At 40.4% G+C, this 16,987-nt stretch carries 18 protein-coding genes; 10 read left to right on the forward strand and 8 right to left on the reverse strand.

The features are described from left to right. Window positions 1-71: 71 nt before the first annotated feature. Complete coding sequence (gene rpoZ, locus PX700_RS09790; protein ID WP_007378835.1) at window positions 72-347, reverse strand: DNA-directed RNA polymerase subunit omega; 276 nt, start codon at window positions 345-347, stop codon at window positions 72-74. A 125-nt stretch (window positions 348-472) separates the two neighbouring features. After that, a complete protein-coding gene (gene gmk, locus PX700_RS09795; protein ID WP_415637953.1) occupies window positions 473-1,093 on the reverse strand; it encodes a guanylate kinase in 621 nt (206 codons plus the stop codon). Window positions 1,094-1,343: 250 nt separating this feature from the next. On the opposite strand from gmk, the gene PX700_RS09800 reads away from it, so the two are divergent. After that, window positions 1,344-2,819 (forward strand): NAD(P)H-hydrate dehydratase, encoded by a 1,476-nt coding sequence (locus tag PX700_RS09800; protein WP_479520619.1) that lies wholly within the window; start codon window positions 1,344-1,346, stop codon window positions 2,817-2,819. Between the two features lie 21 nt (window positions 2,820-2,840). Here the strand turns inward: PX700_RS09800 and PX700_RS09805 are convergent, their stop codons facing one another. The 5 genes from PX700_RS09805 to PX700_RS09825 form a co-directional block, all read right to left on the reverse strand. Next, on the reverse strand, window positions 2,841-3,272 hold the full coding sequence (locus tag PX700_RS09805) for a VOC family protein (RefSeq protein ID WP_479520620.1): 432 nt from the start codon (window positions 3,270-3,272) through the stop codon (window positions 2,841-2,843). Between the two features lie 400 nt (window positions 3,273-3,672). Next, window positions 3,673-4,086, reverse strand: a complete 414-nt coding sequence (gene rnk, locus PX700_RS09810) for a nucleoside diphosphate kinase regulator (RefSeq protein ID WP_479520621.1) — start codon at window positions 4,084-4,086, stop codon at window positions 3,673-3,675. 199 nt (window positions 4,087-4,285) lie between these two features. Then, window positions 4,286-5,932, reverse strand: coding sequence for a chaperonin GroEL (groL, locus tag PX700_RS09815; protein WP_479520622.1), 1,647 nt, complete (start codon window positions 5,930-5,932; stop codon window positions 4,286-4,288). 48 nt (window positions 5,933-5,980) lie between these two features. After that, a complete protein-coding gene (locus PX700_RS09820) occupies window positions 5,981-6,268 on the reverse strand; it encodes a co-chaperone GroES (RefSeq protein WP_415637959.1) in 288 nt (95 codons plus the stop codon). 110 nt (window positions 6,269-6,378) lie between these two features. After that, window positions 6,379-6,855 carry an FxsA family protein gene (locus PX700_RS09825; protein ID WP_479520623.1) on the reverse strand — a complete coding sequence of 159 codons (477 nt, stop codon included), beginning with the start codon at window positions 6,853-6,855 and terminating at the stop codon, window positions 6,379-6,381. A 178-nt stretch (window positions 6,856-7,033) separates the two neighbouring features. Between PX700_RS09825 and cutA the strand changes: the two genes are divergently transcribed. The 5 genes from cutA (at window position 7,034) to accC (ending at window position 11,730) form a co-directional block, all read left to right on the forward strand. Continuing rightward, window positions 7,034-7,354 carry a divalent-cation tolerance protein CutA gene (cutA, locus tag PX700_RS09830; RefSeq protein WP_415637961.1) on the forward strand — a complete coding sequence of 107 codons (321 nt, stop codon included), beginning with the start codon at window positions 7,034-7,036 and terminating at the stop codon, window positions 7,352-7,354. After that, window positions 7,354-9,183 carry a protein-disulfide reductase DsbD gene (locus tag PX700_RS09835; RefSeq protein ID WP_479520624.1) on the forward strand — a complete coding sequence of 610 codons (1,830 nt, stop codon included), beginning with the start codon at window positions 7,354-7,356 and terminating at the stop codon, window positions 9,181-9,183. The genes cutA and PX700_RS09835 overlap by 1 nt, the downstream gene beginning before the upstream one ends. Before the next feature lie 228 nt (window positions 9,184-9,411). Further along, a complete protein-coding gene (aroQ, locus tag PX700_RS09840) occupies window positions 9,412-9,864 on the forward strand; it encodes a type II 3-dehydroquinate dehydratase (RefSeq protein ID WP_415637963.1) in 453 nt (150 codons plus the stop codon). A gap of 40 nt (window positions 9,865-9,904) precedes the next feature. Continuing rightward, the gene (gene accB / locus PX700_RS09845; protein ID WP_166378325.1) at window positions 9,905-10,363 is read left to right on the forward strand and encodes an acetyl-CoA carboxylase biotin carboxyl carrier protein; all 459 of its coding nucleotides are present in this window, start codon (window positions 9,905-9,907) and stop codon (window positions 10,361-10,363) included. A gap of 26 nt (window positions 10,364-10,389) precedes the next feature. After that, window positions 10,390-11,730, forward strand: coding sequence for an acetyl-CoA carboxylase biotin carboxylase subunit (accC, locus tag PX700_RS09850; RefSeq protein ID WP_415637964.1), 1,341 nt, complete (start codon window positions 10,390-10,392; stop codon window positions 11,728-11,730). Window positions 11,731-11,940: 210 nt separating this feature from the next. On the opposite strand, the gene PX700_RS09855 is transcribed toward accC, so the two are convergent. Further along, window positions 11,941-12,186: an HP1242/YdcH family protein gene (locus PX700_RS09855; RefSeq protein ID WP_166420091.1), complete on the reverse strand. Its 246-nt coding sequence runs from the start codon at window positions 12,184-12,186 to the stop codon at window positions 11,941-11,943. A gap of 331 nt (window positions 12,187-12,517) precedes the next feature. Between PX700_RS09855 and PX700_RS09860 the strand changes: the two genes are divergently transcribed. From PX700_RS09860 to astA, 4 genes are all read left to right on the forward strand, one after another. Beyond that, window positions 12,518-13,099, forward strand: coding sequence for an anthranilate synthase component II (locus PX700_RS09860; RefSeq protein ID WP_415637965.1), 582 nt, complete (start codon window positions 12,518-12,520; stop codon window positions 13,097-13,099). A 36-nt stretch (window positions 13,100-13,135) separates the two neighbouring features. Then, window positions 13,136-14,296: an HDOD domain-containing protein gene (locus PX700_RS09865; protein WP_479520625.1), complete on the forward strand. Its 1,161-nt coding sequence runs from the start codon at window positions 13,136-13,138 to the stop codon at window positions 14,294-14,296. 379 nt (window positions 14,297-14,675) lie between these two features. After that, window positions 14,676-15,881 (forward strand): aspartate aminotransferase family protein, encoded by a 1,206-nt coding sequence (locus tag PX700_RS09870; RefSeq protein ID WP_479520626.1) that lies wholly within the window; start codon window positions 14,676-14,678, stop codon window positions 15,879-15,881. A gap of 85 nt (window positions 15,882-15,966) precedes the next feature. After that, complete coding sequence (gene astA, locus PX700_RS09875) at window positions 15,967-16,983, forward strand: arginine N-succinyltransferase (protein ID WP_415637968.1); 1,017 nt, start codon at window positions 15,967-15,969, stop codon at window positions 16,981-16,983. Window positions 16,984-16,987 lie beyond the last annotated feature (4 nt).

Here is a 16,987-nt window from a genome sequence, read left to right on the forward strand (position 1 = left end):
TGAAATGAAAGGATTGCCAACGGCTATAGTAGAAATACTGCGCCGTTGGCTAAATCAGACCGGGAGGTCGATTATTGGTTGCCACCAACAATGGCAGCAACAGCAGCTAATTCTGCTGCTTCTTGGTGTTGTTGTTCTTCACGGTCAATTAAGTCCATTGAAGCGCTATCAACTAAACCTAATTCAATTTCACGTAAAGCAACTACCGTTGGCTTATCGTTTTCAGGGTCTACTAGTGGAGTTTTACCACCAACAGCAATTTGGCGGGCACGACGAGCCGCAACTAAAATTAAGTCAAAACGATTACCAACTGCATCTACTGCATCTTCAACTGTTACGCGGGCCATCACAGCACTCCAAAAATAATTTAAAAGCAAAGGCGTAGTTTACTCCAAGGAGCCACTTTCGCCAATAGCCAGTGTTCAATTTTTATCAGTTTTACTTGCCTAAGCCTAATTTAAGTAGGCTTAAATTATTTAAGTAAGCTATTTAGTAAAACTTGATGACGATCTTCTTGGGCTTTTAGTGTTAAGCGCTGAGCCATTACAATTATTTTTATGTCGGCAAGTGCCGTCTCAAAGTCATCATTAACAATTACAAAGTCGTATTCGTTATAATGTGAGGTTTCAGATTGTGCTTTTGCCATACGAGAGGCAATTACCTCAGCCGAATCTTGGCCACGGTTATTTAAGCGTTGTTCAAGCTCTTCTTTTGAAGGAGGTAGGATAAAAATAGTTTGCACGCTTGGCATAATTTTACGAACTTGCTGGGCACCTTGCCAATCAATATCTAAAAACACATCAATACCGGCATCAAGTTGCGACTCAATAGCCTGCTTTGATGTGCCGTAGTAATTATCAAATACTTGAGCCCATTCAAAAAAATCATCTTTGGCAATAAGCGCTTTAAATTCATCTGTAGATGCAAAGTGATAATGCACGCCATTTTCTTCACCTGGGCGAGGGGCACGAGTTGTATGTGATACAGATACTTTCATATCAGCGTGATTTTTTAATAACGCATTGATTAAGCTTGATTTACCAGCACCAGAAGGAGCTGACAAAATAAATAAATTACCGCGAGTTTGTGCCATGTTTTTCTCTACCTAAAAATAAACAGGCTTGGATTACAAGTAAGCCAAGCCTTTAATTAACTGTATTGTACTTTAATTAGCTCACCTTGCTCAAGTTAGTCGTGCACATGTTAACTGTGGTCAAGTTAGTCGTACCAAATTGGCTTGGTAGTACATTTTAAATAAAATTGAGGTTTAAAATTATCAACAGAACTAGCCGCTAGATATAAGTATTTGATAAGGTGAAGTATCACTCTTTATAGGAACCTTCATGCTCAATAAAACTTTATTTACCGCACAACAAGTAAGAGAAAATGAAGCTTTAGCTGCTAAAAATAGTCATTGTGATTTATTTACCCTAATGCAGCGTGCAGGCGAGGCGGTATATAAGCAATGGCAGTTATTTGATGCACAGCATACATTAGTCATTGTTGGTCACGGTAACAATGCTGGAGACGGTTACGTTGTAGCTAGGCTTATTATGCAGTCAGGTAAAGAGGTAACAGTATGTGCTGCTGAACTCGAAAAAACATTAAAAGGTGATGCAGCAAAAGCGCAGCAGTTATGGATTGAAGCGGGTGGAGTCGTTTCTCACTTTACAAAAGACGCTCTTGATGAGTGCGATATAGTTATTGATGCTCTATTTGGTACTGGCCTTAAAAGTAACGTGCGCGATAATTTTGCGAATATAATAAAAGCTGTAAATAACAGTGATAAGCCCGTAATAAGCATTGATATTCCATCAGGTATTGAGGCTAATACAGGGCAGCCTTTAGGGTGTGCAGTTCAAGCTACTTCAACCGTTACTTTTGTGGGTATTAAGCAAGGGCTGACAACGACGGCAGGTAAACAATATAGCGGTAAGTTAGTATTTGATGACTTAGCAATTGCTGATGCGTTTAGTGGTGTAGCCCAATCATCAGGAACCCTTGTTAATATCAATAGCTTTAAAGGAATAGCCACGCGGGCAATCAATAGCCACAAAGGCAGCCATGGTAAACTTTTATGTGTTGGTGGCAACCAAGGTACTGCAGGTGCAATTAGGCTAAGTAGTGAAGCAGCTCTTAGAGCGGGTGCTGGTATGGTAAGAGTGTATACACACGAAAGCTCAATAACGCCTATTAGTATTGGCAGACCAGAATTGATGGTAAGCAGTAATAACTTACATCAAGCGCTAGAGTGGGCAAGCTGCGTTGTTATTGGCCCAGGACTTGGGCAAGACGAATGGGCACAACAAACATTCGATGAAGTAATGCAATATTGCCAAAACAATAAAATGCCATTGGTTATAGATGCAGATGCTCTTAATTTACTGGCTAAGAAAGCTTCATCATACACGTTAGATCAATGCGTACTTACGCCACATCCCGGCGAAGCTTCTCGACTGCTAAGTGTTACCACCAGCGACATAGAATCAGACCGCTTTAATTACGCGCGCCTTTGCGCCAAGCGTTATAACGCGACTTGCGTATTAAAAGGGGCTGGAACATTAATAGATAATGCTCAGCATACGTGGGTATGTGAAGATGGTAATCCGGCATTGGCAGTTGGCGGAAGTGGCGATGTACTTACCGGTATTATTGGTGCATTACTTGCTCAAGGTTTAACTATTGATGAAGCAGCACGCTATGGTGTAACACTACACGCTAAAGCTGGTGATATAGCAAGTGAGCGAGACGGGCAAAGGGGCATGCTACCCAGCGATTTATTTTCAATTGTCAGAGAGTTAGTTAATAAAGTGACGTGAGTTTAAGCGTTACTTTATCAACTAACTATTAAGCTGTAGTAAATCCCATTTTGTACCATATAAGTCTTCAAAAACCACTACGGTGCCATAGGGTTCTACTCGAGGCTCTTCGGTAAATGTAACGCCTTTTGAAAGCATTAAATTATAATCTCGCCAAAAGTCATTGGTATGCAAAAATAAAAACACGCGACCACCCGTTTGATTACCAATAGCGCTAATTTGTTCGGGTGTTGTAGCTTTAGCAAGCAGTAGACTAGTCCTGCTCGAATTAGTCCCTTTTGAACTAGCCCCGTTTGAATTTGGAGGTGAAATTAACACCCAGCGTTTACCCTCTCCTAAGTTAGTATCCTCTACTAACTCAAAGTTGAGCTTTTGAGTGTAAAACTTAATTGCCTCATCGTAGTCCTTAACAACTAATGCAATGCTGCCGATATGCTGTTGAACGTTAGTCATGTTTGGTTTACTCCGTACTATTTAATAAATGTGCTTTTTATCATATTCAACCTGAACTTTGGTTAAGATATTTACCAAAATATTGAATTATAGTGATATTTAAATTTATTTTCTCTAGCCAGAGGTTTTCAGTGAAAACAAGGCGAACTTACGCGTCACTAGCTGGCCTATTGCAAGTAAATTCAACGCAGTGAGCGCTGAAAATAGCTACTTGAGATAGATTTATTACCCAGAGTTTAGGTTGCTTAGTAAACGATTACGCAGCGTATATGCCCGCAGTATGTAACTTAGTTATAGGTATAAATTAAACAGTATCAATCTGCTTTATAACAAAAAGCAAAACCCAGCTTCGGGCTGGGTCTACTTTAAATCGATTTTTAGCGCTAAGTGTATAAAATGTTTATCTGTGTAATTCACCAGCACGTTCTGGCTGGTAGGTTACTTCTTTTATTTTTACCTTTATTAAGCCGCCACTCGGTTTAGGCCACTCAATTTCGTCGCCTTGGTTTAGCCCAAGTAATGCGCTACCAATGGGTGATAATATCGATATTTTATCGCCACTAGAGTCACTGTTTTTTGGATACACCAAGGTTAACGTAAATTCTTCTTTAGAAGACTCAACAATAAAGTTTACAGTTGAGTTCATCGTCACAACTGACGATGGTATATCTTTAGGTTCGACTATTGTTGCTCGTGCCAGTTCAGCTTCCAATTCTTCTTTATTAGCAAAGCTACCTGCAGGTAGTGATTCCATTAAGTCATACAATCTATCTGCATCGAGTGATGAGATGATTAGTTCAGGTTTTTTATTCATTTTAATATCCTTAATAATTTTTAATAAATAAAATTAACTCTGAGTATGGCTTGGCATGCATTTAAGAAGCAAAGGGATACGCGAAGTCATTTTATTAATTAGCCACACCTGTGGCTTTTATTTTCTTTTTGCCCAATAGCTAAAAACCCAGCCGAAGCTGGGTTTTTATTTGAGCTAGGTACTTAGCAGGTGATGTTTATCACATCATTCCGCCCATACCACCCATTCCGCCCATGCCACCCATATCAGCGCCACCAGCTTCATCTTTCGGGATTTCAGCTACCATTGCTTCAGTAGTGATCATTAGACCCGCAATAGACCCTGCAAACTGTAATGCAGAGCGTGTTACTTTAGTTGGATCTAGGATACCCATTTCAATCATGTCGTTGTATTCGCCAGTTGCTGCGTTGTAACCAAAGTTACCGTCGCCGCCTTTAACTGCGTTAATTACAACTGAAGCTTCGTCGCCAGCGTTAGTTACGATTTGACGAAGTGGCGCTTCCATCGCACGAAGTGCAACTTTAATACCGTGGTTTTGATCTTCGTTGTCGCCAACTAAATCAACCAGCTTGCTAGCTGCACGGACAAGTGCAACACCGCCACCAGGTACTACGCCTTCTTCAACCGCTGCACGAGTTGCATTTAATGCATCTTCAACGCGGTCTTTTTTCTCTTTCATTTCCATTTCAGTAGCAGCACCTACTTTGATAACTGCAACACCGCCAGCTAGTTTAGCCATACGCTCTTGTAGTTTCTCTTTGTCGTAGTCTGATGTTGCTTCTTCGATTTGTGCTTTAATTTGTGAAACACGACCAGTAATACCCGCTTCTTCACCAGCACCATCAATGATTGTTGTATCATCTTTAGTGATAATTACGCGCTTAGCTGTACCTAGGTCTTCAACTGTTGCTTTTTCAAGCTCTAAGCCGATTTCTTCAGAAATTACAGTACCGCCAGTTAATACAGCGATATCTTGTAGCATTGCTTTACGACGGTCGCCAAAACCAGGTGCTTTAACAGCTGATACTTTAACAATACCGCGCATGTTATTAACTACTAATGTAGCTAGTGCTTCGCCTTCAAGGTCTTCTGCGATGATTAGTAGTGGTTTACTTGCTTTAGCAACCGCTTCTAATGTTGGTAATAATTCACGGATGTTAGATATTTTTTTATCTACAAGTAGAATAAATGGATTATCTAGTTCAACAGTGCCTTTTTCTGGGCTGTTGATAAAGTAAGGAGATAAGTAACCACGGTCAAACTGCATGCCTTCAACAACATCTAATTCGTTTTCAAGTGATTGACCTTCTTCTACAGTAATAACACCACTGTTACGGCCTACTTTTTCCATTGCTTGTGCAATGATATCGCCAATCTCTTGATCAGAGTTAGCTGAAATAGTACCTACTTGTGCAATTGCTTTAGTGTCAGAACAAGGAACCGATAACGCTTTAAGCTCTGCAACAGCAGCAATAACTGCTTTGTCGATGCCGCGCTTAAGATCCATTGGGTTCATGCCTGCAGCAACCGCTTTAAGGCCTTCATTAACAATAGACTGTGCAAGTACTGTAGCGGTAGTTGTACCATCGCCGGCTGCATCATTTGCTTTAGATGCAACTTCTTTAACCATTTGTGCGCCCATGTTTTCAAACTTATCTTCAAGTTCGATTTCTTTTGCTACAGATACACCATCTTTAGTGATAACTGGAGAGCCAAATGATTTGTCTAGTACAACGTTACGGCCTTTAGGACCTAGTGTAACTTTTACTGCGTTTGCCAGGATGTTTACGCCAGTTAGCATTTTAGCGCGTGCGTCACCTGCAAAAAGTACTTCTTTTGCTGCCATGTTTTAAATTCCTCTAAATTCTTAAATGTTTATAAACGAAAAGTAGGTTTAGCCTACAATGCCTAAAATATTATCTTCACGCATGATCAGGTACTCTTGACCTTCGATCTTTTCAACTTTTTCAACATATGAGCCAAATAACACAGTGTCACCGGCTTTAACTTCTAACGCTCTCACGTCACCGTTTTTTAAAACGCGACCATTACCTACGGCTACAACTTCTCCGCGAGTTGATTTTTCAGCTGCAGAGCCAGTTAATACAATACCGCCAGCAGATTTTGTTTCTTCTTCTAGACGTTTAACGATTACGCGATCTTGTAAAGGACGAATGTTCATGTTTTTTAGTTCTCCTAACAGTTTCTGAACAGTACAGAAAAAAGCTTTTCTAATTTGCATTCATTAATGGGGGTGGAGTGTAAAATTCCAAGAGAAAAAACGATAAATTTTTAATCTTTTCGCTCATATTCACCATCAATAGTGGTTGGTCGTTCCATTTGCCCTTGATCTCGTTCAGCATGTTGCTGCCCAGCAAACGGCGATGGCCCTTGTTGCATGCCTGCGCTCATTCTAACAGTGGCTTGGCTAGCAAGGCCTGCAGCCAATTTGTTACGAATGGCAGGGGTTAATAATAGTAATCCAAATACGTCTGTCATAATGCCAGGGGTAAGTAATAATACGCCTGCAATTACCACGCATATTCCGGTAAATAATTCTTTGGCTGGCATTTGCCCTTGCGCCATTTGCGCTTGTACGTTTTGCAGCGCACCCATACCTTGTGTTTTAACCATTTTGGCACCTAAAATCGCAGTAATAACAACCAGTGCTATTGTTGCAAATCCGCCAATCACGTCGCTTACTTGAATCAGCAAGGCGATTTCGATAATAGGAATGATGATAAACAACACAAATAAAAATCTAAACATAGCGCTCTCTAAATAATGACACTCAAAAGAGTTGATGAAATATTAATGAGGGTGACGAGGTCTCTTTTCAAGGTTAGGGCATAGGTATCGTCATTTTACTGATATTTTAGCGTCTACACATTGTATCGGCTATCAGATACTATGAAGCTAGACACTGTTAAATAAGTAAAGGTTCACAATGACTACGCAATTTAAAATGATTTTTACGACCTGCAAAGATGAAGCTGAAGCGCGCACTCTTGCAAGGGCGTTAGTAGAAAAAAAACTGGCTGCTTGTGTAAATATTTTACCTAACATGGGCTCTATTTATATGTGGGAAGGCGAAGTGGCAGAAGCAACTGAAGCCAAGCTACTTATAAAAACCAAAGCAGACAAAATGAACGATGTGTTTCTAACAATAAAAGAGTTACATAGCTACGAAGTGCCAGAGATTCAGGTTTTAGAAGTTTCTACGGGAAATTTGGCGTATTTTAATTGGATGGACGAGGTACTGAATTAATGCGTTTTTTCTTTTTATTGTTGGTTACATTATTAACCGTACCTGTAAAGGCTACGACTAATAATGTGCTTGGTGATCTACTTGGGCCTCCTCAACACACTTTTTTACCTGTAGAGCAAGCATTTGTATTTGACTTTGATCAGCAAGGCAGCACCTTGTTTGTAGGTTGGGATATAGCGCCAGACTATTATTTATATAAAAAGAAAATAGAAATCATTGCCAAAGGCGCAAGCATTAAAGTAGGTGACTCTGGTAGTGGCGAAATTATTGAAGATGAGTTTTTTGGTAAAACAGAAGTCTTTTTCAATTCTGCGAGTGTTGTAAGTAAGCTAAGCAATATAACCGAAGGCGCCGTTGTTAAAGTTCGTTATCAGGGCTGTGCAAAAGCAGGGCTTTGTTATCCGCCTGAAGTTATTAGTATTCCGCTAAGTGTAATTAGTGGCGCGCAGGTTAAAAATGTAGATCAAAATAGCGCTACCGATGAAACGGCGTCCGCAGCCAATACGTTTGCAGCACTTAACGAGCCGGCAGGTGAACCTAAAACAAATTCGGATGATGCCGAAAAAGAACTTACTTTTACAGAGCAGCTAGCAAGTCAGAGCTTGATAACTAATTTACTCATATTTTTTGTAGTGGGTGTAGGCCTTGCTTTTACGCCGTGCGTATTTCCTATGTTTCCTATTTTATCGAGCTTAATTGCGGGCCAGCAAAACCTTTCAACTAAAAAAGCCTTTGCACTGTCGTTTGTATATATACAAGGTATGGCAGTTACCTATGCAGCGCTTGGTTTAGTTGTTGCGGCACTTGGTGGGCAGGTGCAGGGGTATTTACAGCATCCATTTGTATTAATCAGCTTTAGTTTATTGTTTGTATTATTGGCTATGTCGATGTTTGGCTGGTACGAAATAAAACTGCCAAGCAGTATGATGAGCAAGTTAACCCAAATAAGTAACAACCAAAAAGGCGGCAACTACGTTGGCGTATTTTTAATGGGCGTGCTTTCGGGCTTAATAGCATCACCTTGTACTACGGCGCCGTTGTCGGCTGCTCTGTTATTTGTAGCGCAAAGTGGCGATTACTTAGTCGGGGGGTTAACACTCTACGTGCTTAGTTTAGGTATGGGCTTACCATTATTATTACTCGGTACATCTGGCGGTAAATTACTACCTAAAGCGGGTGGTTGGATGGAGCAAGTTAAAACCTTGTTTGGTTTTGTGATGCTTGTAGTGCCGCTTATATTACTTGAGCGACTAGTAAGCGCCGACATTATATTATTAATGGCAGGTGTGCTTGCATTAACAACAGCACTTTACTTACATCATTGGCAAAGTAGTCAAACACAAAGCAAGTTAAAAACCGCACTGTGGTTTGCTGCAACGCTACTCGTTATTACAGGCTTTACGTTAACTAAAAACTATTTTTGGCCAGTACAATCTGTACAGGTAAGCTCGCAAAATAATGAGTTTAAAAAGGTGGCTGATTTAGCTGAGCTAAAAAAAGCGGTAGCGAAAGCAAACGATGACGGCCGAATGGTTATGGTCGACTTATATGCTGACTGGTGCGTGGCGTGTAAAGAGTTTGAGCATTACACGTTTCCAGATGCCAAAGTGCAAAGTGAATTTAGCCATTATCAGCTAATTCAAGTTGATTTAACGGACAGTGATAATAAAACAATTGAGCTAATGGAAGAGTACACCGTGTTTGGTTTACCGAGTATTTTGTTTTTTAACACCCAAGGTAAAGAGTTAAGTACACAACGTGTAACCGGCTTTTTAAACGCTGACGATTTTGCTAAACACCTTGCTACAGTGCGGGCCAGCGCACAATAATAGTGCAACACAGCCACTTGGGTATACCGAGTGGCTTTCTAATTTTTGCTCCCTCTTACGTTCCCAGAATAGAGATTGGACCAGTATTTTGCTGCTATTTACATCGAAATCACTATAATAGTTGGTTAACGTGAGAATTTGTTGCTACATTGCTTTTTTTGCTTACTTAAAAGTGAAAAACTAGTCAGTAACCGCTTAACTCATTACTTATAGGATATATCGCGTATTATGGCTGCAAAATTTAACCTTTTGGTTATAAATGGTCCAAATTTAAACATGCTTGGCAAACGTGAACCGGATAAATATGGTTTTCAAACGCTAAGTGAAATTATGAGCGAACTAGCAAGTGCCGCTGATAGTCTAGATGTTGAGTTAGCGCATTTTCAAAGTAATAGTGAGCAAGCCCTCATTGAACGAATACACAGTGCTTGGCAAGCGGTTGATTACATAATAATTAACCCTGCTGCATTTACGCATACAAGCGTTGCATTACGTGATGCATTGCTAAGTGTTGATATTCCGTTTTTTGAAGTGCATTTAAGTAATGTGCACGCACGTGAAGCTTTTCGCCATCATTCGTATTTTTCTGATGTGGCGCAAGGTGTGATATGTGGATTAGGTGCAATGGGTTATCACGCTGCATTAAATGCCGCTGTGAGCCGGTTGCAAAACGCAATTTAATTTAAATTAACACACAAACAACTAACAGGCGGGTCGTGTAATGGATATTCGCAAGATAAAGAAGCTTATCGAATTAGTAGAAGAATCAGGTATTGCTGAACTAGAAATCACTGAAGGTGAAGAATCAGTACGTATTAATCGTAACAACATGAGCGCAGGCCCAGGTTACCCGCAATTTGCTCCACAGCAATATGCACCGGCGCCAGCAGCACCAGTTGCAGCGGCTCCTGTAGCAGTTGAAGCGGTAGCACCAGCAGAACCTACTGGTCATCAAGTTAAATCACCAATGGTTGGTTCTTTTTACTCTGCGGCTTCTCCAGAAGCGCCAGCATATGTAGAAGTTGGTCAACAAGTTAAAGTTGGCGACACGCTTTGTATTATCGAAGCTATGAAAATGATGAACCAAATTGAATCAGATAAAGCCGGCACAGTAAGAGCTATCTTAGCTGAAAATGGCGAGCCAATAGAATTTGATCAACCTCTATTCATCATTGAATAATAGCGTAACCTAAAAGGCCAACTCTAATGTTAGATAAAGTAGTCATTGCAAACCGAGGTGAAATTGCACTTCGTATATTGCGCGCCTGCAAAGAGCTTGGGATCAAAACGGTTGCTGTGCATTCAACGGCAGATCGCGATCTTAAGCATGTATTGCTTGCAGATGAAACCATCTGTATTGGTAGACCATCAGCAACTGAAAGTTATTTAGATATTCCGCGCATTATTGCTGCGGCTGAAATAACTGACGCTGTAGCGATTCATCCAGGTTACGGTTTCCTTGCAGAAAACGCTGATTTTGCTGACCAAGTTGAGCAAAGTGGTTTTGTATTTATCGGTCCTCGTGGCGACACTATTCGTCTTATGGGCGATAAAGTATCTGCTATCGCAGCAATGCGTAAAGCAGGCGTTCCATGTGTACCAGGCTCAGACGGCCCGGTATCAGATGATAAAGAACGCAACATGCAAATCGCTAAGCGTATCGGTTACCCGGTAATCATCAAAGCCGCTGGTGGCGGTGGTGGTCGTGGTATGCGTGTTGTTCGCAGCGAAGCTGAACTTATTGATTCAATAGCATTAACACAGCAAGAAGCTAAGCAGTTCTTTGGTAATAGCATGGTTTACATGGAAAAATTCCTAGAAAACCCACGCCATATCGAAGTTCAAGTATTAGCTGACGGCCAAGGTAATGCAGTACATTTAGGTGAACGAGATTGTTCTATGCAACGTCGTCACCAAAAAGTAGTTGAAGAAGCGCCAGCACCAGGAATTACTGCTGAAACGCGTAAATTCATTGGCGAGCGCTGTACACGTGCATGTATCGAAATTGGATACCGCGGTGCAGGTACGTTTGAGTTTTTATACGAAAACGGCGAGTTTTACTTCATCGAAATGAATACGCGTATTCAGGTTGAACACCCTGTAACTGAAATGGTTACTGGTATCGATTTAGTAAAAGAGCAATTAAAAATTGCAGCGGGCCAGCCTTTATCATTCACTCAAGACGACGTTGTTATTCGTGGTCATGCTATTGAGTGTCGTATTAATGCTGAGGATCCTGAAACGTTTATTCCTTCACCGGGTAAAATTACACGTTTCCATCCTGCTGGTGGTTTAGGTATTCGTTGGGACAGCCATATTTACGCTGACTATACGGTTCCACCACATTACGATTCAATGATTGGTAAGTTAATTACTTACGGTGAAAACCGTGACGTAGCTATTGCCCGCGCGCGCAATGCACTTAACGAGCTAGTAATTGACGGAATTAAAACTAATACTCCTTTGCATAAAAGAATTCTTGCGGATGAAAACTTCAAAAATGGTGGTACTAACATCCACTATCTTGAGAAGAAATTAGGATTATAATTCGAGCCTAAAAAGGCGCTTAATCAGATCGATCTGGTTTGAGCAATTAAAAATCCGATATCAGGTGACTGATATCGGATTTTTATGTAATTAGCGTCAAATTTAATCTCTTAAATTAATTAAATCTTATTCCGGATTGGCATTATAAAGTAGTTAACATTAGCCCTTTTTGACCTAAAGAGCTCACCTCATCAGTGAGCTCTTTTTTGCTTATTGTGTAGCTTGTTGTAAGTGCTCATACAGCCAATCTTTTAACTCTGATCGGTCGTGTTTTAAGAGATGCATTTGCTCGTCGCTAATTGGCGCATCTTTAAGTTCTAACATTCTAATTTCTTTGTCTAGCTTATCGTACTTATCTGCTTTTTTTGCAAACTCAGTATCGCTTTCATTTAGCTTGGCAATGGTATTTAAATACTCTGGAAAGTCATTTGTGAGTGAGTGGTCTTCGCCTAACATATTTGCTCCTTAGTAGGATATAAATGAGTTGTTTAAGTGAATTACTGCCTTCATATAATACACTGGGGTTTAAACAATCATAAATCAACCATGGCAACTTAAATTGATATAGCACAACAGCTAGATTTTTACGGTCGACTTTGTAGTTCGTTTCTTTATAATCTTTATGTTCCTTTTAAAGACTGTTGATTAACTTGCGCAATATATATTGACTTTACACTTACTAGATGAGGAAACCTCATTTATGTAGGCTAATTAATAGTGGTAGAATGCAGTGCTTAGCACCACTTGTGTGAAGTAGTGGTCAATAATTTAGAAGGTTTGTTGTGTAATGCTGTTAATGATCGATAACTACGATTCGTTTACTTACAACTTAGTGCAATATTTTCAGCGATTAGATCAAGACGTGTTAGTAAAACGTAATGACGAGCTAAGCATTGCACAAATAAAGCAGTTAAATCCGCAACACATCGTGTTATCGCCGGGGCCATGCACGCCTAACGAAGCGGGTATTTCGTTAAATGTTGTTGATCAACTAAAAGGGCAGTATCCTATTTTAGGGATTTGCTTGGGGCATCAAACTATTGCGCAAGCCTTAGGAGGGGATGTAATTCGTGCTAAAAAAGTAATGCACGGTAAAACATCTCCTATAATGCATACTAATAAAGGGGTGTTTAAAGGCTTAGCTAACCCGTTAACAGTGTGTCGTTATCATTCTTTAGTGGTTAAAGCACAAACTCTGCCTAAAGAGCTTGAGGTAACTGCATGGACTCAAACTGAGCAAGGCGAGTTTGACGAAATTATGGGGTTGTTACACAAAGATCTCGCTATCGAAGGTGTACAGTTTCATCCCGAAGCTATTTTAACTGATCAAGGCTTAGATCTGCTTGATAACTTTTTAACTCGCTTCTAATGTTATAATACACAACGCATTTAATTAATGGATGTTATGACTGAACTTGTAGCCCAGCAGCGCACTGCCAAAATACTAAGCCAACGAGCTCATGACTTATTGCTTGGGCATAGCTTTGCGCACCAGCAAATTGGTTTCATTCATACATTAGATATAGATTACGGCGAACCCATGAAGCAGCGCACCTTACTTCAGGTTGAAGTGGCTGCACAGAATAAACGCCAGCAAAGCAGTACTGCACATCATAAGTACCGCGCTCAAGCGAGTGAGCAATTACACAAAGCAATTGAAACTGCTATATATAAGCAGCTCGAAGATATAGATGGCGTAATTCATAGCACCATAGGTATTGAAGATGGCATTGCCAATATACTCGACATATTAGCTGTAAAGTCGGCGTCCGTAGGGCGTTTAGAACCATTGGTTAACGATATAGGCTGGTTGGGTAGAGAGTTAGTAACGCTCGTTAATTTACCTTACTACCGTAATCAGCGTAGTAAAAACACATCTGTAAAAGTAGATAAACCGTCGCTAGCCCTTCGTTATATTGGCCTTGATAACTTACAGCTAGTTATACCTACATTTGCCGTACGTCATTGGATGCCACATAGCACCGAACCATTTTCACTTTTAAAACGCCGGCTACGTGACAGTGCAATGGCAAATGCAATTGCCGCGCAAAAAATTGCACAAATTAATAATGTGAATGACGTACATGCGTTCACCCTCGGTATGCTTTTAGATGTAGGGCGAGTTGCATTAGTGCGCTTGTACTTAAAAACGTTTGAGCAAGTATGGCAACGCAAAGTACAACTAGCCCGAAATGAAAACCAAAAAAACTTACACACCGCATTATTAGAACTAAAGCCCGATCCGCTATTTTTAACCACGTTGCTTTGTAATAAATCGATAGAAGTAAGCGCGAAAGTAATAGATAAAATGGCTTTTAAATATTTACCGTTTAAAGGTGTAATGCAGCAGTTAGTAAATGGGGTAGATAAAGGCGATACATTACTACCGTTAACAGAAGTAATGCTAAAAGCACGTTGTTACTCTCAGTATCTTAATTTAAAAGAGCATCAACTTATTGAGCCTGACGAAACTCTAAGCTGGTTTTCGTACTTTAAGTTCACTAAAACGGAACTAAAAACCCTCCAATCGAGTAATTTTACCAATTTAGCTATTCAAATTGACTAAAAATCTGAATTTTTTGTTAATTTTTTTGCGACTAACCATTCATCCTCACTCTATTGTTATATTGCATATTTGCCGATTAAAGCGTGCGCGCCTTGGTGCTCATGCGGTTAGTTGTCTAAAAAGAAGCATAAATAGCTATGCAAATAGTTATTCACTATCTATGAAATAATATCTTTAGCCCTTTATTTTAAAGGGATACATGAAAGTTTTTAACGAGACAGATATAAGTAATTCTGAAATAATGTGCGTCTGAAAATTGAACCACAAAGCAATTTTGCGCAATTATCAGGTTACTGATCTTGCCTATAATGTTGGTTACAAATATTAACCAAACACCTATTTTGATGTTTTGTGTTGCTCACAATTAAGAGGAAATAAAATGACAGTCAATCGCGAATTATTTGATCAAGTAATGGTACCTAACTATGCACCTTCAAGCGTAATCCCAGTTCGAGGTGAAGGCTCTCGTGTATGGGATCAAGAAGGTCGAGAGTTTATCGACTTTGCTGGTGGTATTGCTGTTAACTGTCTTGGCCATTGCCATCCTGCACTAGTAGGCGCATTAAAAGAGCAAGGCGAAAAAATCTGGCATCTATCAAATGTAATGACCAATGAGCCGGCACTTCGCCTAGCTAAAAAAATGGTTGATGCTACATTTGCTGAAAAAGTTTACTTTGCCAACTCAGGCGCAGAGGCAAACGAAGCAGCGCTTAAATTAGCGCGTCGTTTTGCGCTTGATAAGTTTGGCGCAGAAAAATCACAAATCATCGCGTTCAACAAAGGTTTCCACGGTCGTACATTCTTTACCGTAACTGTTGGCGGCCAAGCGGCTTACTCAGATGGTTTTGGTCCTAAGCCTGGCGACATTGTACATTGTGATTACAACGACCTAGCTGCTTTTGAAGCACTTATTAGCGACAATACATGTGCCGTAATGATGGAACCACTTCAAGGCGAAGGCGGAATCATTTCACCAACTGATGAGTTTGCTCAAGGCGTTCGCGATTTATGTACTAAACACAACGCACTGCTTATTTTTGATGAAGTACAAACAGGTGTTGGCCGTACTGGCGATTTATACGCATACCAAGGCTTAAACGTAGTACCTGATATTTTAACTACCGCTAAAGCACTTGGCGGCGGTTTCCCAATTGGCGCTATGATCACAACAACTGAGATTGCACAGCACCTTAAAGTAGGTACTCATGGTTCTACTTATGGCGGTAACCCATTAGCGTGTGCTGTTGCAGAAGCTGCATTTGATACAGTAAATACACCTGAAGTACTTGCTGGCGTAAAAGCTAAAGCAGCATTATTTACTGAGCTACTTAATGCAGTTAACGAAAAATACAACGTATTTAGTGAAATTCGTGGCCAAGGTTTATTAATTGGTGCGGTAGTAAACGAGCAATACAAAGGTCGTGCAAAAGAGTTTTTAGTGGCTGGTACCGAGCAAGGTCTTATGTCATTAGTTGCTGGCGCAGACGTAGTACGTTTCACTCCATCTTTAGTAATTCCTGAAGCGGACATTCGCGAAGGTATGGCACGCTTTGAAAAAGCAGTAGCAAGCGTAGTAAACGCATAAGCTACCTAAGCCAACCAATTAAGGGCAAGCACTGCTTGCCCTGCAATTCCTATTTACCGTTATTTATAAGGGAGCAAGCGGACTCATGATGATCCTTCGCCCAATCCAGCAAAATGATTATTCAGCATTACTGAAAATTGCCCACGAATCTGGGCATGGTTTTACGTCTTTGCCTTTAAACGAAGAGCTATTACAAAAAAAGATCGACCATTCAGTAAGCTCTTTTGCTAAACAAACGTCACAACCTGGTGACGAGGGCTACCTGTTTGTTCTTGAAGATAGCGAAACCGGTGAAGTTGTAGGTACATCTGCAATTGAAGCTGCGGTAGGGCTTGATGATGCATTTTATCATTATCACTTAAGTAAAGTGATTCACTCTTCACGTACATTAGACGTATATAAAGCCGTTGATATTTTAACGCTATGTAACGACTACACAGGTGCGACAGAGCTTTGCACATTGTTTTTAAAAGATGGCTATCGTAAAAATTGTAACGGTAAGCTACTTTCAAAAGCGCGTTTTATGTTTATAAAACAGCATCAAGAGCGCTTTGCACAAACAGTAATCGCAGAAATGCGTGGTGTGTCTGACGAAAACGGCAGCAGCCCTTTTTGGCAGTGGCTTGAAGAGCACTTTTTCTCAATGGATTTTCCAACAGCTGATTACCTAACAGGTATTGGCCAAAAGGTTTTCATTGCCGAACTAATGCCTAAATACCCAATTTACGTAAACTTGCTAAGTAAAGATGCGCAAGCCGTAATAGGTAAAGTACACGACAACACACGCCCAGCAATTGAATTATTAAAAAGCGAAGGCTTTACGTTTAATGGCTACGTAGATATTTTTGACGGCGGCCCAACGGTTGAAGCAAAAGTAGATAACATTGCAACTATTCGTAATGCTAATGACTTTAACGTTGAAATTGGCGAAATGACTGGCGACACCATGGTGTTACTAGCAAACGAAAAGCTTAATGACTTTAGAGCAACCGTTACACCAATGACATTCGACGAGCGCGCAAAAAGCCTTATTTTATCGCAAGAAATAGCAGATGCATTGCATTTGCAAGCTGGCGATATTGTTAGTGCAACCACGATTTAATTTA

The sequence above is a fragment of the Pseudoalteromonas sp. TP27 genome, assembly GCF_056470645.1.

What these genes read in the sequence shown, in the direction of transcription:
- rpoZ (WP_007378835.1), bottom strand. Translation starts at nt 347, where the DNA reads ATGGCCCGCGTAACAGTTGAAGATGCAGTAGATGCAGTTGGTAATCGT.
- gmk (WP_415637953.1), bottom strand. Translation starts at nt 1,093, where the DNA reads ATGGCACAAACTCGCGGTAATTTATTTATTTTGTCAGCTCCTTCTGGT.
- PX700_RS09800 (WP_479520619.1), top strand. Translation starts at nt 1,344, where the DNA reads ATGCTCAATAAAACTTTATTTACCGCACAACAAGTAAGAGAAAATGAA.
- PX700_RS09805 (WP_479520620.1), bottom strand. Translation starts at nt 3,272, where the DNA reads ATGACTAACGTTCAACAGCATATCGGCAGCATTGCATTAGTTGTTAAG.
- rnk (WP_479520621.1), bottom strand. Translation starts at nt 4,086, where the DNA reads ATGAATAAAAAACCTGAACTAATCATCTCATCACTCGATGCAGATAGA.
- groL (WP_479520622.1), bottom strand. Translation starts at nt 5,932, where the DNA reads ATGGCAGCAAAAGAAGTACTTTTTGCAGGTGACGCACGCGCTAAAATG.
- PX700_RS09820 (WP_415637959.1), bottom strand. Translation starts at nt 6,268, where the DNA reads ATGAACATTCGTCCTTTACAAGATCGCGTAATCGTTAAACGTCTAGAA.
- PX700_RS09825 (WP_479520623.1), bottom strand. Translation starts at nt 6,855, where the DNA reads ATGTTTAGATTTTTATTTGTGTTGTTTATCATCATTCCTATTATCGAA.
- cutA (WP_415637961.1), top strand. Translation starts at nt 7,034, where the DNA reads ATGACTACGCAATTTAAAATGATTTTTACGACCTGCAAAGATGAAGCT.
- PX700_RS09835 (WP_479520624.1), top strand. Translation starts at nt 7,354, where the DNA reads ATGCGTTTTTTCTTTTTATTGTTGGTTACATTATTAACCGTACCTGTA.
- aroQ (WP_415637963.1), top strand. Translation starts at nt 9,412, where the DNA reads ATGGCTGCAAAATTTAACCTTTTGGTTATAAATGGTCCAAATTTAAAC.
- accB (WP_166378325.1), top strand. Translation starts at nt 9,905, where the DNA reads ATGGATATTCGCAAGATAAAGAAGCTTATCGAATTAGTAGAAGAATCA.
- accC (WP_415637964.1), top strand. Translation starts at nt 10,390, where the DNA reads ATGTTAGATAAAGTAGTCATTGCAAACCGAGGTGAAATTGCACTTCGT.
- PX700_RS09855 (WP_166420091.1), bottom strand. Translation starts at nt 12,186, where the DNA reads ATGTTAGGCGAAGACCACTCACTCACAAATGACTTTCCAGAGTATTTA.
- PX700_RS09860 (WP_415637965.1), top strand. Translation starts at nt 12,518, where the DNA reads ATGCTGTTAATGATCGATAACTACGATTCGTTTACTTACAACTTAGTG.
- PX700_RS09865 (WP_479520625.1), top strand. Translation starts at nt 13,136, where the DNA reads ATGACTGAACTTGTAGCCCAGCAGCGCACTGCCAAAATACTAAGCCAA.
- PX700_RS09870 (WP_479520626.1), top strand. Translation starts at nt 14,676, where the DNA reads ATGACAGTCAATCGCGAATTATTTGATCAAGTAATGGTACCTAACTAT.
- astA (WP_415637968.1), top strand. Translation starts at nt 15,967, where the DNA reads ATGATGATCCTTCGCCCAATCCAGCAAAATGATTATTCAGCATTACTG.